The organism is Rhodococcus sp. Leaf247 (assembly GCF_001426185.1).
Classification (GTDB): domain Bacteria; phylum Actinomycetota; class Actinomycetes; order Mycobacteriales; family Mycobacteriaceae; genus Rhodococcoides.
Genome location: NZ_LMRP01000001.1, coordinates 156,020 through 173,722 on the forward strand (window position 1 = coordinate 156,020; position 17,703 = coordinate 173,722).

General features: G+C 66.9%; 19 protein-coding genes. 7 read left to right on the forward strand and 12 right to left on the reverse strand.

Annotated features, from left to right (window positions below):
* Together ASG64_RS00690 and ASG64_RS00695 are read right to left on the reverse strand one after the other, a co-directional pair.
* Entirely contained in the window at positions 1-795 is a 795-nt protein-coding gene (locus tag ASG64_RS00690; protein ID WP_042573247.1) for a ParA family protein, read from the reverse strand.
* A gap of 96 nt (positions 796-891) precedes the next feature.
* Positions 892-2,445, reverse strand: coding sequence for a DHA2 family efflux MFS transporter permease subunit (locus ASG64_RS00695; RefSeq protein WP_042573246.1), 1,554 nt, complete (start codon positions 2,443-2,445; stop codon positions 892-894).
* 200 nt (positions 2,446-2,645) lie between these two features.
* Between ASG64_RS00695 and ASG64_RS00705 the strand changes: the two genes are divergently transcribed.
* The gene (locus tag ASG64_RS00705; RefSeq protein ID WP_082042870.1) at positions 2,646-3,320 is read left to right on the forward strand and encodes an acid phosphatase; all 675 of its coding nucleotides are present in this window, start codon (positions 2,646-2,648) and stop codon (positions 3,318-3,320) included.
* Positions 3,321-3,340: 20 nt separating this feature from the next.
* On the opposite strand, the gene ASG64_RS00710 is transcribed toward ASG64_RS00705, so the two are convergent.
* On the reverse strand, positions 3,341-3,760 hold the full coding sequence (locus ASG64_RS00710) for a hypothetical protein (RefSeq protein ID WP_042573245.1): 420 nt from the start codon (positions 3,758-3,760) through the stop codon (positions 3,341-3,343).
* A 72-nt stretch (positions 3,761-3,832) separates the two neighbouring features.
* Here ASG64_RS00710 and ASG64_RS00715 point away from each other — a divergent pair, with 72 nt between their 5' ends.
* A complete protein-coding gene (locus ASG64_RS00715; protein WP_056069142.1) occupies positions 3,833-4,792 on the forward strand; it encodes a diacylglycerol/lipid kinase family protein in 960 nt (319 codons plus the stop codon).
* Positions 4,793-5,057: 265 nt separating this feature from the next.
* Positions 5,058-5,312 carry a WhiB family transcriptional regulator gene (locus tag ASG64_RS00720; RefSeq protein ID WP_042573243.1) on the forward strand — a complete coding sequence of 85 codons (255 nt, stop codon included), beginning with the start codon at positions 5,058-5,060 and terminating at the stop codon, positions 5,310-5,312.
* A 71-nt stretch (positions 5,313-5,383) separates the two neighbouring features.
* Here the strand turns inward: ASG64_RS00720 and ASG64_RS00725 are convergent, their stop codons facing one another.
* Together ASG64_RS00725 and ASG64_RS00730 are read right to left on the reverse strand one after the other, a co-directional pair.
* Positions 5,384-6,880, reverse strand: a complete 1,497-nt coding sequence (locus ASG64_RS00725; protein WP_056069146.1) for a sensor histidine kinase — start codon at positions 6,878-6,880, stop codon at positions 5,384-5,386.
* A gap of 19 nt (positions 6,881-6,899) precedes the next feature.
* Positions 6,900-7,115, reverse strand: coding sequence for a biotin/lipoyl-binding carrier protein (locus tag ASG64_RS00730; RefSeq protein ID WP_042573241.1), 216 nt, complete (start codon positions 7,113-7,115; stop codon positions 6,900-6,902).
* 124 nt (positions 7,116-7,239) lie between these two features.
* Here ASG64_RS00730 and ASG64_RS22275 point away from each other — a divergent pair, with 124 nt between their 5' ends.
* Positions 7,240-7,314 (forward strand): 50S ribosomal protein bL37, encoded by a 75-nt coding sequence (locus tag ASG64_RS22275; RefSeq protein WP_095413260.1) that lies wholly within the window; start codon positions 7,240-7,242, stop codon positions 7,312-7,314.
* 77 nt (positions 7,315-7,391) lie between these two features.
* Here the strand turns inward: ASG64_RS22275 and rsrA are convergent, their stop codons facing one another.
* Together rsrA and ASG64_RS00740 are read right to left on the reverse strand one after the other, a co-directional pair.
* Positions 7,392-7,661 (reverse strand): mycothiol system anti-sigma-R factor, encoded by a 270-nt coding sequence (rsrA, locus tag ASG64_RS00735; protein WP_042573240.1) that lies wholly within the window; start codon positions 7,659-7,661, stop codon positions 7,392-7,394.
* Positions 7,658-8,296 carry a sigma-70 family RNA polymerase sigma factor gene (locus tag ASG64_RS00740; RefSeq protein WP_042573382.1) on the reverse strand — a complete coding sequence of 213 codons (639 nt, stop codon included), beginning with the start codon at positions 8,294-8,296 and terminating at the stop codon, positions 7,658-7,660. Before ASG64_RS00740 ends, rsrA begins: the two co-directional genes overlap by 4 nt.
* A gap of 435 nt (positions 8,297-8,731) precedes the next feature.
* On the opposite strand from ASG64_RS00740, the gene ASG64_RS00745 reads away from it, so the two are divergent.
* The 3 genes from ASG64_RS00745 to rsgA are packed head-to-tail and all read left to right on the forward strand — an operon-like array spanning position 8,732 to position 11,511.
* The gene (locus ASG64_RS00745) at positions 8,732-9,226 is read left to right on the forward strand and encodes an aminoacyl-tRNA deacylase (RefSeq protein WP_056072392.1); all 495 of its coding nucleotides are present in this window, start codon (positions 8,732-8,734) and stop codon (positions 9,224-9,226) included.
* A gap of 15 nt (positions 9,227-9,241) precedes the next feature.
* A complete protein-coding gene (aroA, locus tag ASG64_RS00750; RefSeq protein WP_056069149.1) occupies positions 9,242-10,525 on the forward strand; it encodes a 3-phosphoshikimate 1-carboxyvinyltransferase in 1,284 nt (427 codons plus the stop codon).
* An 8-nt stretch (positions 10,526-10,533) separates the two neighbouring features.
* Positions 10,534-11,511, forward strand: a complete 978-nt coding sequence (rsgA, locus tag ASG64_RS00755; protein WP_042573238.1) for a ribosome small subunit-dependent GTPase A — start codon at positions 10,534-10,536, stop codon at positions 11,509-11,511.
* Between the two features lie 19 nt (positions 11,512-11,530).
* Here rsgA and ASG64_RS00760 read toward each other — a convergent pair whose 3' ends face one another.
* From ASG64_RS00760 to ASG64_RS00780, 5 genes are all read right to left on the reverse strand, one after another.
* The gene (locus ASG64_RS00760; RefSeq protein WP_042573237.1) at positions 11,531-12,781 is read right to left on the reverse strand and encodes a fatty acid desaturase family protein; all 1,251 of its coding nucleotides are present in this window, start codon (positions 12,779-12,781) and stop codon (positions 11,531-11,533) included.
* An 80-nt stretch (positions 12,782-12,861) separates the two neighbouring features.
* Positions 12,862-14,127, reverse strand: a complete 1,266-nt coding sequence (locus ASG64_RS00765; RefSeq protein WP_042573236.1) for a fatty acid desaturase family protein — start codon at positions 14,125-14,127, stop codon at positions 12,862-12,864.
* A 121-nt stretch (positions 14,128-14,248) separates the two neighbouring features.
* Positions 14,249-15,409 carry a ferredoxin reductase gene (locus ASG64_RS00770; RefSeq protein ID WP_056072394.1) on the reverse strand — a complete coding sequence of 387 codons (1,161 nt, stop codon included), beginning with the start codon at positions 15,407-15,409 and terminating at the stop codon, positions 14,249-14,251.
* Positions 15,410-15,497: 88 nt separating this feature from the next.
* Complete coding sequence (locus ASG64_RS00775) at positions 15,498-16,010, reverse strand: DUF6912 family protein (protein ID WP_200933430.1); 513 nt, start codon at positions 16,008-16,010, stop codon at positions 15,498-15,500.
* Positions 16,011-16,071: 61 nt separating this feature from the next.
* Positions 16,072-17,490 carry a WS/DGAT/MGAT family O-acyltransferase gene (locus tag ASG64_RS00780; protein ID WP_056069155.1) on the reverse strand — a complete coding sequence of 473 codons (1,419 nt, stop codon included), beginning with the start codon at positions 17,488-17,490 and terminating at the stop codon, positions 16,072-16,074.
* Between the last annotated feature and the right edge of the window lie 213 nt (positions 17,491-17,703).

Consider the following 17,703-nt stretch of genomic DNA (forward strand, 5'->3'; position numbering starts at 1 on the left):
TCACTCGTCGGCGACGTACGTCCGCAGCGCCGCACCGTCGGACCAGTGGGCAGCAAGATTGTCCGCGAGCTCCCGGTACGCCTGTGCGCCTTTGTTCTTGCGTCCTGCGATGACGGACGTGCCGGATGCGGACGCCTCGGCGAAGCGCACGGTCCGTGGGATGGGCGGGGCCAGGACCGGGATGTCGTACCGCCCGGAGACATCGGCGAGGACGTCCCTGCTGTGTGTCGTCCGAGCGTCGTAGAGCGTCGCGAGCGCTCCCAGCAGGGTCAGATCGGGGTTGGTGATCTGCTGCACCTCGCTGACCGTACGCAGCAACTGGCCCACACCGCGGTGTGCCAACGTCTCGCATTGCAACGGGATCAGTACGCTCGACGCGGCAGTCAACCCGTTGAGAGTCAACACTCCCAGCGACGGCGGGCAGTCGAGCACGACGACGTCGTAGTTCTCGAGCACCGGAGCCAGTGCCCGCTTCAGCGTGTACTCCCGACCGGGCCGCATCAGCAGCAGAGCCTCGGCGCCGGCCAGGTCGATCGTCGCCGGCAGTAGGTCGACGCCCTCGTCGGTGCTCAGAATCGCCTCGGTCACCGAGCTACCGGCGGTCAGCACCTCGTGGACCGAGGATTCGAGCTTGTCCGGGTTGTGGCCCAACGAGAACGTGAGGCTGCCCTGCGGGTCGAGATCGACCACGAGTACTCGTCGGCCCAGAGCGACGAGTGCCGCTCCCAGCGATGCCACGGTGGTCGTCTTGGCGACGCCACCCTTCTGATTGGCCACTGCCAGGATCGTCGTCACCCCACGATCTTGGCATCACCGGGTGGTTCGAGCGACGTTCGGCCCGGCGTGGCGTGATGCCGCACCGGGCCGAACCTCGTGCACGAGGGTGCCGAATCAGTGCAGCATCGCTCCGCGAGCGGCCTTGTCTCCGCTGGCTACGGCCTGGAACTTCTTGCGCGGCAACATCAGAGCCGGGATGAACGTGAACGCCACGATGATGGTGGCCACCAGGAACGTCCCACCGAACGCGTCGGCTGCCTGCGCCAGTCCGGTGTCGACCGCGCCCGGCGGAAGCTGGGCCGCGATGGCCGGATCGCTCTGCGCGGCAATGGCCGGACCGGCCGCTGCGCGATCGAGGAGCTGATTGGTCAGGACGACGGAGATGACAGCGGTACCGATCGACCCGGCCGACTGCTGGATGATGTTCATCAGCGACGACCCACGAGCGACGGACGCGTCGTCGAGCGTCTGCAGCGCAGCGGTCATGATCGGCATCATCGTCGCGCCGAGACCGAGGCCCATGACGAACAGTGCGCCGAGCAGCACCACGTAGGACGTCGAGGCGCCCACCTGCGTGAAGACGGCCATGCCCGCGGTCACGAACACCATGCCGGCGACGACGATCTTGCCGGGTCCGATCTTGTCGGCGAGCTGACCGGCGATCGGCATGGAGACCATGGCGCCCAAGCCCTGCGGGGCGAGGAGAAGCCCGGCCATCAGCGTGGTCTCGCCGCGAACCTGCAGGAAGTAGCTGGGGAAGATCAGTCCGGCGCCGAAGAATGCGATCGCGAACAGGCTCATGGCGATGACGGCGACGCTCAGATGCCGGTTGGCGAAGAGCCTCAGATCGATCAGCGGGTGCTCGGTGCGCAGGGCGTGCCGCACGAAGAGAGCCACCAGGAGCAGGCCCACGGCCGCCGAGACCAACACGCGCGCCGACATCACGGTTCCGGACTCGGGAATTGACGACACCCCGAACAAGAACAGCGCGAGACCCGGCGAGAGCAGCAGCATTCCGGTGAAGTCGAAGGACTGGGACGGCTCGGGAGCATCCTTGGGCAGGATCTTCCACGCTGCCACCAGGGCGATCGCGCCGATCGGGACGTTGATCAGGAAGATCCAGTGCCAGCTCGCGGCGTCGATGAGCCATCCGCCGAGGATCGGTCCGGCGATGGGACCCAGAAGCATGGGAACGCCGAGCACGGCCATGACGCGGCCGATCCGCTCGGGCCCTGCCGCGCGGGTCAGGATCGTCATACCCAGGGGCATCAGCATGCCGCCACCGAAGCCCTGGAGCACGCGGAACACGATCAGCGAGGTGATGTCCCACGCGATGCTGCACAGCATCGACCCGGCGACGAACAGCACCAGCGCGAGGATGTAGAGCCGCTTGGTGCCGAAGCGATCGGCCGCCCACCCGGTCAGAGGAATGACCGTGGCCAGCGCCAGCGTGTAGCCGGTCATCGTCCACGCAACGTTGGCGTAGGACGTCTGGAACTCGAAGGCGAACGTGGGCAGAGCGACGCTCACGACGGTGACGTCGAGGATGGACATGATCGCGCCGATGACGATGACGGCGGCGATCTTCAGGACGGCGGCGTCCAGACCGTTCTCCGCTACCGCGGGACCGTCCGGCGTCGGTGACGGTTCTGTGCTCTGGCTACTCATGCGATGTCTCCCGGTAGTGCTTCGTCGAACGCGGTCGCGGCGCCGGTTCGGCCGGTCCGCTCGGTCCGGTGCACGCAGGACTCGCCGCGCGCGTGACGAAACGGACCAGAGAAGTAAACACCCCGGGCGAACCCGACCACCAGTCGTTTCCGGGAGACCTCGGTCACCGGCCGGCGCACCGGGCAGAGCATGATTCGTCCATGGCTGCCACAGCGGGACCGGACTCACCGTCACCCAGGACCACACCCACCGAAGGTTCCGTGCCGGAGGCCTCCGGCACGCGGCAGCGGACGCAGGCGCGACTCGTTCTCCTGCGCCACGGACAGACGGAATGGGCAGCGAGCGGGCGTCACACGGGGTCGACGGACATCCCGCTCACGGCTCTGGGCGAGGATCAGGCTCGATCGGCCGGATCACGCATCGCCGCGCTCGGCCTGCACCGACCGTTGGTGGTCAGCAGCCCTCGCTCGCGCGCGCAGCGGACGGCGGAACTCGCCGGGCTCTCGGTCGACCGTGAATGGGACGCGCTGGTGGAATGGGACTACGGCGACTACGAGGGGCTGACCACACCCCAGATCAGGGAGACCACGCCGCACTGGACGGTGTGGACCCATCCGTGTCCCGGCGGCGAGACGATCGACGCGGTGTCGGCGCGAGCCGATCTGGTGCTGTCCGTCGTGGTTCCCACGCTCGCCGACCGGGACGTCGTCCTCGTCGGACACGGCCATTTCTCCCGCGCGGTGATCGCCCGGTGGATAGAGCAACCGGTGACCGAGGGGAAGCGTTTCGCCATGGCGCCGGCGGGGTTCAGCGTCCTCGGCTACGAACACGAGTTCCGGCAGGTGCACACGCACAACGTCGACGCCGGCAGCTGACACGGCGCACTCGTTCTCGCTCAGTCGTCGGTGTCGACGTACTCGTCGGCCAACCACCGTGTCGCCGGTCCGCTGAACAGGCACCCGAGAACGGTCAGCACGACGATTCCGAGGAGCGTCCCGAGGACGGGCCTGTCCGAATCCGTCAACAGCGACCAGACGACCGGCAGCAGCAGGAGCTGCGAGACGATGGCGATCGCGCGGCCCCACCGGTGACCGAGCACCAGCGCGACTCCCCCGGTGGTCACCGCGGCTCCGAGCGCGGCGAACCAGATGGCACTACCGAAGCCGTTGACGACGCTTTCGTCGGCGCCCGCGACACCACGAACGAGCAGCACGACGGCCACGACCACGGCGATGGCGCCCTGGACGGACACCAACAGACCGGCGACGCGGATCGGTGCCGGTACTCCGGATTCGGGTAGCGAAAGACGCACCAGGCCACCCTAGAGCACACCCGTTCGACGTCGACAGCGTCGAGCCGTCCGTTCCCGCGTCTAGTCTGGACGATCGTGCGAGCCATCCTGATCGTCAACCCCAACGCCACCTCCACCACCGCAGCAGGCCGCGACCTGGTCGCGCACGCCCTGTCGAGCAGGGTCTCGCTCAGCGTGCTGCACACGACCCATCGCGGTCACGCCAGCGAGGTCGCCACCGAGGCACGTCGTTCCGGGATCGATCTGGTGATCGTCCACGGCGGCGACGGGACGGTCAACGAAGTCGTCAACGGCCTGCTCGGCACCCCGGCGCCCACCTCCATGCAGTCGGTGACCGTGGGTCCGGTGCCGCTGCTCGCCGTGGTTCCCGGCGGGTCGGCGAACGTCTTCGCCCGGTCGCTGGGCATCTCCAAGGACCCGGTCGAGGCCACGAATCAACTGATCGACCTGATCGAGTCGGGCACCCATCGCCGGATCGGACTGGGCCACTGCGACAAGCGCTGGTTCACCTTCAACGCGGGGCTCGGGCTCGACGCCGATGTGTGCGAGGCGATCGACGACGGGCGCACGAGCGGCGACGTCGTGACGCCGGCGCGCTACGTGCGGACCGCACTTCGGACATTCTTCCGTCGCAAGAGACGCGACCCGGTCTTGACCGTGGAAACGGATACAGGAGTCGTCTCGGACGGTGTGCATTACGCCTTCGTCTCCAACTCGGACCCGTGGACATTCCTCGAGGATCGGCCCGTTCATACCAATCCGGACACCACCTTCGACGGCGGTCTCGGTGTATTCGCGATGCGGTCGACAAAAGTGGTCACATCGCTGCGAGTGGTCGCGAAGATGCTGTCGGCGTCCTCCGACCCGCGATCACCGGCCCTCCTCCGGGAGGACGACGTGGCGTGGGTCCGCGTACGGTGCTCCGAACCCACCGGTCTGCAAGTGGACGGGGACTACCTGGGGGAACGCACCGACGTCCTCTTCGCCTCGGCACCGGATGCGCTCGACGTGGTGGCTCCCGCAGGACCCGTGTGACACCCGTCCGCGAAAGTGTGTTTCACGTCTCTGGCGGCGGGTACCAGAAAGTGGTACAGGATCCAAATCGGTTCCAGTGAGCTTGACCACCCCGCCCGTGTTATCTCTTGACTTTCCGTTGGTTCGTGAAAGCATTCACAAGTAACAGTGCGGAAACAATGATTGCCGCGCACACGAACTGCACCACAACAAGCTCACGGACCGGGTCCACATCCGGCGTGAACGATTCGACAGCGCCCACGTGCGCTCAGTAAGGAGTAAGAGGATGGATTGGCGCCATAAGGCTATCTGTCGCGACGAGGATCCGGAACTGTTCTTCCCGGTGGGAAACAGCGGCCCGGCCCTTGCACAGATCGCCGATGCCAAGGTGGTGTGCAACCGGTGCCCCGTCACCGCGGATTGCCTCACCTGGGCTCTCGAATCAGGCCAGGACGCAGGAGTCTGGGGCGGGATGAGCGAGGACGAGCGTCGTGCTCTGAAGCGTCGTAACGCACGGACGCGCGCACGCTCCGCTGTCTGATTCATAGTTCGACAGACGCACGCAGGCCCGGCACCCACGAGGTGCCGGGCCTTTTGTGTGTCCGGGGACCGTCAGGAACGGCGTTCGCGGCGACCGAGGGGCACCTGCAACATCGCATCGGTACCACCACCGGGTGCCGGCACCACGGTGATCGTGCCCTTCAGTTCGACCGCCACCAAGGTCGAGACGATCTGCAGGCCGAGTCGACCGGACGACGACGGGTCGAAACCGTCCGGCACACCCTTCCCGTCGTCGCGCACCACGACGTCCAGAGTGCGAGACGACCGGGTCGACCGGATGGTCACGCACCCTGTCGATCCGGGATCGAATCCGTGTTCCAGCGAGTTCTGCACGAGCTCGGTCAACACCATGACCAGCGGAGTCGCACGCTCGGCAGGAAAAACGCCCAGGCTTCCCTCTCTCCGCACGGTCACATCGGCGGACAGAGACCCGACATCGACCATGACCGGCACCAGACGATCCACCACCTCGTCGAGATCGACGACCTCGTCCACCGCGTTCGACAGCACGTCGTGCACCAGCGCGATCGAGGTGACGCGGCGTACCGATTCTGTCAACGCGACCTTGGCCTCGTCGTTCTCCGTTCGGCGAGCCTGCAACCGCAGCAGAGCGGCGACAGTCTGCAGATTGTTCTTCACCCGGTGGTGGATCTCGCGAATGGTCGCATCCTTGCTCAGCAGCGCGCGGTCCCGTCGCTTCACTTCCGTCACGTCACGCACCAACACCAGGGCACCGACGGACCTCCCGGCAGGTTGTAACGCCAACGTCCGCATCAGCACGGTCGCACCGCGAGCGTCGACCTCCATGCGTCGTCCACCGGACGCCGTGACCGCGTCCGCGATGGTGGACGCGATCTCCTCGGCGTCGAAAGGATCCGTCACCAGAGCACGGGTGGATGCGGCGAGATCGTGCCCCGGGAGGTCGGCTGTCAATCCCATCCGGTGGTAGGCGGACACGGCGTTGGGGCTCGCGTAGGTGACGATGCCGGCCGTGTCGAGTCGGATGAAACCGTCGCCGACACGCGGACTCGAGTTGACGTCGGTCTTCTCCGACGGGGTGGGGAACGACCCCTCGGCGATCATGTCGCACAGATGGTGAGCGCAGTCGCGGTACGCCGCCTCCAGCAGGCTGGGAGGCCTCCGCGACACCGGGGCCGAATCGCGGGTCAGGACGGCGACGACACGGCCGGCCACCCGCACCGGGACCGCGTCGTGAGGCGGGCTGTGCTGATCCTGCCGACGGCCGCCCCCACGCACGATGGAGTCGGTCCGCAGGCATTCGTCGACCTCGGGATGTTCCGTCTCACCGACGACCGCGCCGACCTTGTCCACCGGGATGTACGTCGGGGCGGTCGTGGGTCGGCACTGTGCGACACACAGAATCACCGGTGCGCGACCGTCGGATCGATCCGACGGCACCCACAGCAACAGGTCGGCGAACGAGGTGTCCGCGAGAAGTTGCCATTCCCCCACTACTCGCTGCAGATGATCGACGGCCTCGCCGGGGAGCTCGGTGTGATCGGCGAGCATCTCCGACAGGGTGGACACGGCGGTAGCTCGCTACGACTCAGGAGATGACGGCGATCAGATCGCCCTGCTGGATCACGTCGCCCACGGAGACGTCGATCGACGTGATCACCCCGGCCGATTCGGCCAGGACGGGGATCTCCATCTTCATCGACTCGAGGACCACGACGGCATCCCCCTCGTTCACGTGGTCGCCCTCGGCCACCACGACCTGGAACACCGTCGACACCATCTCTGCCCGCACGTCCTCGGCCATCACGATCCCCCTCTGCGCTCGCACGCGTCGGCCGCAACCGACGCCGACCCGCGCTCGTGCACGGCCGCTGGACATACAGCCAACCACACGTGAGAAACTGGGTGGAACAGGAAGGAGATCAACCATGGGCAAGCGAGGACGTAAGAAGCGCAGTCGTAAGGGAAACAAGGCCAACCACGGCAAGCGTCCCAACGCCTGACGGCGAGTGACCGAACACGACGAGGGCCGAATCGCAGTGCGATTCGGCCCTCGTCGTGTCTGTGGTCGGACGGTGCGTCAGTCCTCCGTGGAGATGGTGACGGATCGTCGGATCTCGAGCGTCAGACGCTCTCGAAGACCGTCCGGTGCGCGCTCTCCGCCGCACTTCCGGTTGATCATCGACTTGATCTTCTCCTCGATGCCGTACTGGGCGAGGCATGATCCGCAGCTGTCCAGGTGGTGCTGAACACGCAGACGGCTGGCCTCGTCGCACTCGTTGTCCAGCAGAGTCCACACGTCGGCGATGACCGCCGAGCAGTCCAGATCCTCGAACTGATCCCCACTCATCGCACGACCTCCTCGGTGGCGACGGCCGACCGGTTGAAGCCGCGATCACGCGCGACCTCCGCCAGCTCACCGCGCAGTTGCTTGCGTCCGCGGTGCAACCGCGACATGACAGTGCCGATGGGAGTGCCCATGATCTCGGCGATCTCCTTGTACGGGAACCCCTCGACATCCGCGTAGTACACGGCCATCCGGAATTCCTCCGGGAGTGCTTGCAGAGCAGCCTTGATGTCGTCGTCCGGCAGAGCGTCCAGCGCCTCGACCTCGGCCGAGCGCAGACCGGTCGACGTGTGCTCCGCCGTAGCGGCGAGCTGCCAGTCGGTGATCTCGTCGGTGGGGTACTGCGCCGGCTGCCGCTGCTTCTTGCGGTACGAGTTGATGTAGGTGTTGGTGAGGATGCGGTAGAGCCACGCCTTGAGGTTGGTGCCCTCGCGGAAGCTCTTGAACGCCGTGTACGCCTTGACGTAGGTCTCCTGTACCAGGTCCTCGGCGTCGGACGGGTTGCGTGTCATACGCAGCGCGGCGCCGTAGAGCTGGTCCAGCATCGGGAGCGCGTCGCGCTCGAACCGTGCCGTCAGGTCCGCGGCGTTCTCGCGCGAACGGATCCCGTCCTCGGTCTCGAGGATGGCCGGATCCACCGCACCTGTCGTGGTGCCGGTCGTGGGGTGTTCGGAGTGTGGCTGATCGGTCACGCTGGCCCCTCTCGTGTCCCGTCCACGGACGGTGGCGACAGCGGCAGGTGAACCGTCGTCGGACGTCCACTTTACCGGTGGGATGATCACCACATTCGTCAGCACCGTCGAGTGACTCTCGACCCCCGGGCGCACGGGTGCAACGACGTTCACACGTCCTCCTCGCTCGACCGACGGCGTTCTCGTCCTGCCGTCCTCGTCTCCCCTGCAACCACGGCCTGCTCCGTCCTGTTCCCGGCGCCGCGCCGTCCCCCTGCACTCCCCTCGCGCACTCCCCCCGCGAGTACGTCCAGAATGCTGTGGACACGCCGCGTGCGGACGACACTTCGGACGTACTCGCGGGGGATGGCCGGGCGGCAGGGCAGGAAAGGAATCGGCGACGTGGCAGGTACGGCGACACCGGCAACGACAGCACTCACGACACTCGGGATCGAATTCGTCGTGCACACCTACACCCACGACCGCGGGTCCACCGCGTACGGCGACGAGGCCGTGGACGCTCTGTCGGCCCGGTTCGACCTCACCGCCGACCAGGTCTTCAAGACGTTGGTTGTCGCTGCCGGACCGTCGTTGGCCGTCGCAGTGGTGCCGGTGCCGAGCATGCTCGCGCCCAAGGCCGTCGCCGCCGCGCTGGGGTGGAGCAAGGTGGCCATGGCCGACCCTGTCGCCGTGCGTCGATCGACCGGGTACGTCCTCGGCGGTGTGTCACCACTGGGCCAGAAATCGGCGCTTCCGACCGTCGTGGACGCCTCCGCACTGGCCCATCCCCGAGTGTTCTGCAGTGGTGGCCGCCGCGGCCTGGAGATCGAACTCTCTCCCGAGGATCTGATCAGGGCGACCGGGGCCACTGTCGCGGACATCCGCCGACACGGGTGATGAGAGACTGAGCACGTGACGCCCTGGACTGCCCCGACCTCGCCCCACCCCGTTCGAGCGACCGTGGCGCTGCCGGGCTCGAAGTCGATCACCAACCGCGCGTTCGTCCTCGCAGCGCTGGCGAGCGGTCCGTCCACCGTCACCGGTGCACTGCGCAGCCGGGACACAGACCTCATGATCGAGGCACTCCGCACTCTCGGCACCACCGTCGAACCCACCGGCGACGACGGCACGACGGTGCTGGTCTCCCCCGGTCCACGCCGCGGCGGCGACGTCGATTGCGGCCTGGCCGGCACCGTCATGCGGTTCGTCCCCCCGCTCGCGGCGCTGTCCGTCGGCCGATCACGCTTCGACGGTGATGCGCACGCGCGCACCCGCCCGCAACAGACCATTCTCGATGCCCTGCGCGCTGTCGGAGTCGCTGTGGACGGCGATCGGCTCCCGTTCGTCGTGGACGGGACCGGGTCGGTCCGCGGAGGAACCGTCCAGCTCGACGCGTCGGGCTCCTCCCAGTTCGTCTCGGGTCTCCTGCTCTCGGCTGCACAGTTCGACGAGGGGCTCACCATCGAGCACATCGGCGCGCCGGTGCCGTCCATGCCGCACATCGACATGACCGTCGAGATGCTGCGCGAGAGCGGCATCCGTGTCGACACTCCGGCAGACAGCGGTGTCGCGAACACCTGGCGTGTGTATCCGGGAGTCGTCGCACCGGTCGACCGCGCGATCGAGCCCGATCTGTCGAACGCGACGCCGTTCCTGGCCGCCGCCGCGGTGACCGGTGGAGAGGTCCGCATCCCGCGGTGGCCGGCGCGCACCACGCAACCCGGGGACGCGTTCCGCCACATCCTGTCCGAGATGGGAGCCGAGGTGACCTTGACGGACACCGCTCTGACCGCGCGGGGACCGGCGTCCCTGCGAGGCATCGACGTCGACCTTCACGACATCGGCGAGCTCACCCCGACCGTCGCCGCGATGGCTGCGCTCGCCGACTCGCCGTCGCGTCTGCGCGGCATCGCGCACCTGCGTGGTCACGAGACGGACCGTCTGGCCGCACTCACCGCGGAACTGGGGTCACTCGGATGCGGCATCTCCGAAACCGACGACGGGCTCCGGATCGACCCGGCGCCGATGCGAGGCGGCCCGTGGCGTGCGTACGCCGATCACCGCATGGCGACGGCTGGAGCGGTAGTGGGTCTCGCCGTGGAGGGGATCACGGTGGACGACATCGATTCCACCGCCAAGACACTCCCCGACTTCGCCGGTCTGTGGGACGCCATGCTGACGGGTGATGCCCGCTGATCCGCCGGGTGTACGACGAGTCCGACGTCCGCGTCCGGCCCGGTAAGGGCACTCGTCCACGCACCAAGACCCGCCCCACGCACGCCGACGCGTCCGACGCCATGGTGGTCTCCGTGGACCGCGGTCGGTGGGGCTGCGTCATCGACAACGATCCCGACCGGCTCGTCGTCGCGATGCGAGCCCGCGAGCTGGGCAGGACGCCGATCGTGGTCGGGGACGCCGTCGGTGTCGTCGGCGACGTATCCGGCCGCGTCGACGCTCTGGCGCGCATCGTCCGGGTCGACGAACGCCGGACGGTGTTGCGGCGCACCGCCGACGACACGGACCCGTACGAGAGAGTGGTCGTCGCCAACGCCGATCAGCTTCTCATCGTCGTCGCGCTCGCGGACCCCCCGCCGCGCTCGGGTTTCGTCGAACGGGCGATGGTGGCGGCGTTCGTCGGCGGACTACGCCCCGTCCTGTGCCTGACGAAGGACGATCTCGCGCCGTCTGAGGAGTTCTCCGCGGTCTTCGCGGATCTGGATGTGCCGGTGGTGCTGGTCGGTCGTGATCGTCCCCTGGACGACCTGCTCGCCATGATCGGCGGGAACATGTCCGCGCTGATCGGCCATTCCGGCGTCGGCAAGTCGACGCTGGTCAACCGACTGGTACCGGAGGCGCATCGTGCGGTGGGCATCGTCTCGGGAGTCGGAAAAGGTCGACACACGTCGACTCAGTCCGTCTCGCTGCACCTTCCGGGCGGCGGCTGGGTGATCGACACGCCCGGCATCCGGTCCTTCGGGCTCGCCCACATCTCCCCGGAGGACGTGGTCGCGGCATTCTCGGACCTGGCCGAATCCATCGAGGACTGCCCACGCGGCTGCACCCACCTCGGCCCGCCCGCAGACCCGGAGTGCGCACTCGATGCCCTGACAGGACAGCAGGCGAACCGCGTCGCCGCGGTCCGCCTGCTGTTGGTTGCCGTGATGTCGAACGACTCCTACTGACGGAGCCCCTCTCGAACTATCAGCGGGCGAACATCTTTCGGAGGCCCTTGCCGCCCTTGCCCTGCTTGATCGCACTCAGCAGACCGGAACGACGCCCGGTCACCGGGTCGACCGTCGAGGTGACGTTGCCACCGAACTTACGTTCCGACGCCGTCTCCGGCGCGTCGTCGGCCGTGGCCTTGAGGTACTTGTCCGGAAGCGACAGCTTCGCGATGGTGCGCCAGGACTTGCCGTACTGCGCCAGGAAAGGCCCTGTCGTGTAGGGCAAGTCGTACTTCTCGCAGAGTTCCCGCACCCGCACGCTGATGGCAGCGAGACGGTTGCTGGGCAGATCGGGGAACACGTGGTGCTCGATCTGGTAGCAGAGGTTGCCCGACATGAAGGCCATGGTCGGTCCGGCGTGGAAGTTGGCGCTGCCCAACATCTGACGGAGGTACCACTGTCCCTGCGTCTCGTCCTGCAGATCGTGGCGGGTGAACTTCTCCGCACCGTCCGGGAAGTGTCCGCAGAAGATGACGGCATTGGTCCAGATGTTGCGGATGACGTTCGCCATGATGTTGGCGGTCAACGTCTTCCGGTAGGACGCGGCCGGTGACAGCGAGGTGATCGCCGGTGTGATCGCGTAGTCCTTGAGCATCTGCCGGCCGACCTTCTCGCCGACCTCACGCAGCTTGCGCTGCGTCTCTTCCTTGGGCACACGGCCTTTCACGGCCTTGCCCAGTTCGAGGTGCTGCACGGCGACGCCGTACTCGAACAGGAGCATCAGCAGCGTGTTGTAGACGAGGTTGCCGGCGTTGAACGGGACCCACTTGCGGTCACGCGTCACGCGGATGAGGCCGTAGCCCACGTCGTCATCCATGCCCAGCACGTTGGTGTACTTGTGATGGATGTAGTTGTGGGTCTGCTTCCAGTGCTCGGACGGACCGGTGTTGTCCCACTCCCACGAGGTCGAGTGGATCTCCGGATCGTTCATCCAGTCCCACTGACCGTGCATGACGTTGTGGCCGAGCTCCATGTTCTCGACGATCTTGGAGACTCCGAGCATCGCGCTGCCGGCCCACCAGGCCACGCGGTTGTTGCTCGCGAGCATGGTCGTGCGGCCGACGGCTTCGAGGGTGCGCTGGAAGCGGATGGTGTTGCGGATGTACCGCGCATCCTTCTCGCCGCGCGACTCCTCGATCTCGCGCCGCAGCGCGTCGAGTTCATGACCCAGCGCCTCGACGTCGGCCTCTGTGAGGTGGGCATATTCCTTGACATCGGAAATGGCCATGCAGATGACTCCTCGGCAGGTGGTCGATGCCCGTGCGGGCCTGACCGTTGTTACCTTACCGGAAGTTACGCATCCGTAGGTTACGCACTCGTATCTGTGACTCGCTTCACTGCCTGGCGTGCTTCGAGCCGCGCTTCGTGCAGCGCGGAGCGCAATCCACGCTTGCGTCCGGTCACGGAATCGAACCGGACCCGGTCGACGACCGACGAGCCGTCACCCTGGAATCGGCGCTCCGAGCTGGTCTCCGGCGCATCGTCCGACGTGCGTCGGAGCAGCTGGTCCGGAAGCGACAGCTTGAAGATGGTGCGCAGCGCCTTCCAGTACTGGGTGGCGAGGTGTCCCGTGGTGTACGGCAGGTCGTACTTGTCGCACAGCGCCCGCACCCGCACCGAGACCTCGGCGTACCGGTTGCTGGGCAGGTCGGGGAACAGGTGATGTTCGATCTGGTAGCAGAGGTTGCCGCTCATGAACGCCATGGTCGGGCCCGCCGTGAAGTTGGCGCTGCCCAGCATCTGGCGCAGGTACCACTCCTCGTGAGTCTCCGTCTCGAACTGGCCCATCGTGAACTTCTCCGCGCCGTCCGGGAAGTGACCGCAGAAAATCACCGCGTAGGCCCAGAGATTGCGGACGACGTTCGCCGTCAGATTCGCGCCGAGCGCACGTCGCCACGCCGGCCCGGCGAGCAGCGGGAAGAACACGAAGTCCTTGCCGACCTGCGACGCGACCTTGCGCGCGAACTCCTTGTTGGGCTCCGAGAGCAGCTGCGTCGCGGGTACGCCGGCCTCGAGCTTCGCGGCATCGAGATCGTGCAGCGCGATCCCCCACTCGAACGTGAGTGCCAGCACCAGGTTGCCCAACGGCTGGAACAGATTGCGCGGCTTCCACTTCTCGTCGCGCGTCATCCGCAGGATCCCGAAGCCCACATCGTGGTCCATGCCGACGATGTTGGTGTACGTGTGGTGCGAGTAGTTGTGGGCGCGCTTCCAGTGCGCGGACGGACCTGTCTGGTCCCACTCCCACGACGTGGAATGGATCTCCGGGTCGTTCATCCAGTCCCACTGGCCGTGGGACACGTTGTGGCCCAGTTCCATGTTCTCGATGATCTTGCTGGCAGCCAACAGGCCGGCTCCGACGAGGGAGGCGGAGCGCCACTTCGAGCCCATGATCGCCAGACGTCCGCCGACCTCGAGGGCACGCTGCAGCGCGATGGTCCGCCGGATGTACTCCGCGTCCTTGCGGCCGCGGCTCTCCTCGACGTCCCGACGGATGGAGTCGAGCTCTCGGCCGAGGGACTCGATGTCCTCGTCGGTCAGGTGTGCGAATTCCAAGATGTCCGTGATGGCCATACTGGTCTACTCCCCAAATAGGCGTGTGCCCATGCCGCACGCCGAGCAGTTCCGGCGGGGCAGGCATTTCGACAATAGCGGAACAGCCTGTGAAGCCGGTGAGTACGCCGAGCGGCCCCGATCACATTTCCAGCGTGCAATCCCCCGCCGCCGCGGAGATGCATGTCTGGATCCGCTCGCCGTGCGAATGTTCCTTACCCGACCTCAGATCGCGGACGTGTCCGTCGGTGAGCGAGACGACGCACGTCTGGCAGATGCCCATGCGGCAGCCGAAAGGCATTCGCACCCCGGCCTTCTCACCGGCTTCGAGCAACGTGGTCGCCCCGTCGACCGCTACCGAACGGTCGGACACCGAGAACGTGACGGTTCCTCCCTCGGTGGACGCACCGGTACGCACGATCTCGAACCGCTCGGTATGCAGATTGTCCGCGATGCCGGCGTTCTTCCACACGTTCTCGACGTCGTCGAGCATCGCGGCCGGGCCGCACGCCCACGTCTGGCGCTCACGCCAGTCCGGGTAGTGCTCGTCGAGAGAGGTGAGATCGAACTTCCCGTCCGAGCGGGTCAGCTGGATGTGGGACGTCACCGAGTCGTACTTCGCATCCAGAGCCGCCAGCTCCGATGCGAACATGACGTCGTCCGCAGTCGGCGCAGAGTGCACGTGAACGACGTCCGGCATGGTCCCGCGCGAGTCGAGGCTGCGCAGCATGCCGATGATCGGCGTGATCCCGCTACCCGCGGTGACGAACAGGAGCTTGCGAGGCGGGGGCTCCGGGAGCGCGAAGTTGCCCTTCGGCGCGGCCAGTCTGACGATGGTTCCCGATGGCACGCCGCCGACGAGGTGCGAGGACAGGAAGCCCTCGGGCATCGCCTTCACCGCGATGGAGATCTGCTTGTCGTTCCAGTCCGGAGCGGACGTCAACGAGTACGACCTCCAGTGCCAGCGACCGTCCACGTGCAGGCCGATGCCGATGTACTGGCCGGGCTTGTAGTCGAAGTCGAAGCCCCACCCGGGCTTGATGACGATGGTGGCGGAGTCGCCCGTGACCTTCTCGATCCGCACGATGCGTCCGCGCAGCTCGCGCGCCGACCACAGTGGGTTCGCCAGATGCAGGTAGTCGTCGGGAATGAGGGGCGTCGTGATGCGAGCGACCGCACCGCGCACGACGTTGAGCGACGGGCGCCGCGGCGACGACACGGAGGCGGCCGGCGCCTCCAGCCATTCCTTGACGCTCTTGCCCCTGAAGTTCTTCGCACTGAACTTCTTCGCATCGAAAGCCATGACCCACATCCCATTCTCGAGCCGATCTCGCTGCACGGCAACCGCTTTCACCGGCGTACAGGCCTGTACGCGCAGACGGGCGGAATTATCAGAGCAGTTCCAGGAGGAACGGTATCTCCTGAGGCGCGTACCAGGCGAGTTCGTGGTCCTCGATGTCGCCGAGAACGAATTCCGCGTCGGGGTCACCGAGGTCGGCAGCATCGACCGCCGCCACCGCCGCATCGACGGCACTCTCCGCCCCGGCGAGGTCGACGTGCACGGAGGCGACCTGCGTCAACGACAACGGCTCCGGGAGTCTCACCACCGCGTCGTCGAGGTCGGGGCGCAGGGTCACCGGATCGATGTCCGCGGTGATGACGACTCGGCGGGACATCGGAGTGGCATCGGACACCTCACCGTCCTCGGCGTCGACGTCGTCGCTGCCGGGCTCACTACCGATCAGACGGAGCGATGCGCGGGCCGCTTCCCGCAGCGCGACGTCGGCGAGTTCGTCGTCGTCACCGGCCGAGTACGCCTCGCGCAGCGCCGGGGTGACCGCGAACGCGGTGCGACTGACGGGCGAGAACTCCCCCTCGTCGATCAACGTCTGCAACATCCGCATCGTCGCCGGAACGAACACCCTCACGTGCGCCTCTTTCCTCGTCGTCGCCGGTCGACCGTGCCTACCTGACGCTCTTGCCGTCCCGCGCCGCGTCGAGCAGTTCCTCGAGCGCTTCGTGCAGCAACGTGGTGACCACGTCGATGTCGGGCATCGCCGCCCGGTCCGCGTTCACACCGTAATAGACGTTGCCGTCGTACGAGGTCAAGCCGATACTCAGGGCCTGGTTGCGTACCAGCGGGGGCACCGGATACATCTCCAGCATCCGCGCTCCGCCCGCGTACAGCGGGAACTGCGGACCCGGCGCGTTGGTGACAATGATGTTGAACATGCGCTGGGAGAGCGACGACCCCACTCGTGCACCCATGGCATGCAGCGTGGCGGGCGCGAAGCCCGACAGAGTGATCAACGTCGACGCCGTCACCCCACGGCTCGGTCCCAGGTGGGCCTCGGTCGCGTGCGAGACGTGCGAGAGGCGCACCACCGCGTTGGGCTCCCCGACGGGAAGGTCGATCAGGAACGACTCCACCTCGTTCGGCGGAACGTCCCCCGCCTGTTCCGACGCCGCGGAGTGCACGGACAGCGGAACCATCGCGCGCACCGTCGTGTACGGGCCGATCGGCTCACCGCGGGAGAGCAACCAGTTGCGCAGCGCCCCGGACACCACGGTCAGCACCACGTCGTTGACCGTCCCGCCGAACTTGGAGCGCACCAGTCGGTAGTCGTCGAGGTCCGTCTTGGCGACGGAGTAGCGACGGTTGCGGGAGATCGTCGTGTTGAGCGGACTGGTGGGGGCGGTCTGGGCCGCGCTCCGCACGACAGCGGCGAACTTGCCCGCCGCGCGCACGGCATCGCCCGCGGCTCGCGTCACGTCGCCGACCGCCCCTCGTACAGCCTCGATGCCTTCTCCCGGCCGCGACACGATCTCGGCGAGAGCCTGCGCGACCAGAGCCTTCTCGGACGGCTCCCGCGCGGGCATCCACAGTTCCTCGGCCATCGGTGTCGGCGCCTTGGTGGCGTCGAGAATGACCTGGCTGATCTCGAGGGCCTTGTCCCCGTCGACGATCGACGAGTGCGACTTGGTGAAGATGGCGAACCGATTACGGGCGAGGCCCTCGACGAGGTACATCTCCCACAGCGGGCGTGTGCGATCGAGGGGGCGCGACGTCAGGCGCGCGACCAGATCGTGCAGCTGTTCCGTCGAACCCGGCTTCGGAAGCGCGGACCGGCGGATGTGGTACGTGATGTCGAAGTCGCGGTCGTCGACCCAGACGGGACGCGCCAGACCGAGCGCCACCTCGCGCACCTTCTGTCGGTACCGCGGGACCAGGGCGAGCCGGCTCTCGACCAGGCTCAGCAACTCGTCGTAACTGAATCCCCCTCGCGGGAGCCGGAAGATTGCGAGCGACCCCACGTGCATCGGAGTCGTGCTGGCCTCGAGGAAGTAGAACGACGCGTCCTGAGTGGTGAGTCTGGTGGCCAACGCACGAATCCCCTCTGTTCGACTGCGACGACATCAGTCTCGCACGGCGTCGACCGTCGACACCGACCACGATCGCCGACGTTCGTCCCGGTGTGTCGGTTCCGGCCGACAGCCGGACATTCCCCTCCGTGCAGGAACGGTCGCTGTGAGCCGTCACCGTGTTGCCGGCATAGGACCGACTCGCATTCTCTCCGTGTGAAACTCCCACCGGAC

Coding starts and splice junctions, on each gene's coding strand:
- ASG64_RS00695 (WP_042573246.1), bottom strand. CDS start 2,445: ATGAGTAGCCAGAGCACAGAACCGTCACCGACGCCGGACGGTCCCGCG.
- ASG64_RS00705 (WP_082042870.1), top strand. CDS start 2,646: ATGGCTGCCACAGCGGGACCGGACTCACCGTCACCCAGGACCACACCC.
- ASG64_RS00720 (WP_042573243.1), top strand. CDS start 5,058: ATGGATTGGCGCCATAAGGCTATCTGTCGCGACGAGGATCCGGAACTG.
- ASG64_RS00730 (WP_042573241.1), bottom strand. CDS start 7,115: ATGGCCGAGGACGTGCGGGCAGAGATGGTGTCGACGGTGTTCCAGGTC.
- rsrA (WP_042573240.1), bottom strand. CDS start 7,661: ATGAGTGGGGATCAGTTCGAGGATCTGGACTGCTCGGCGGTCATCGCC.
- ASG64_RS00760 (WP_042573237.1), bottom strand. CDS start 12,781: ATGGCCATTTCCGATGTCAAGGAATATGCCCACCTCACAGAGGCCGAC.
- ASG64_RS00765 (WP_042573236.1), bottom strand. CDS start 14,127: ATGGCCATCACGGACATCTTGGAATTCGCACACCTGACCGACGAGGAC.
- ASG64_RS00770 (WP_056072394.1), bottom strand. CDS start 15,409: ATGGCTTTCGATGCGAAGAAGTTCAGTGCGAAGAACTTCAGGGGCAAG.
- ASG64_RS00775 (WP_200933430.1), bottom strand. CDS start 16,010: ATGCGGATGTTGCAGACGTTGATCGACGAGGGGGAGTTCTCGCCCGTC.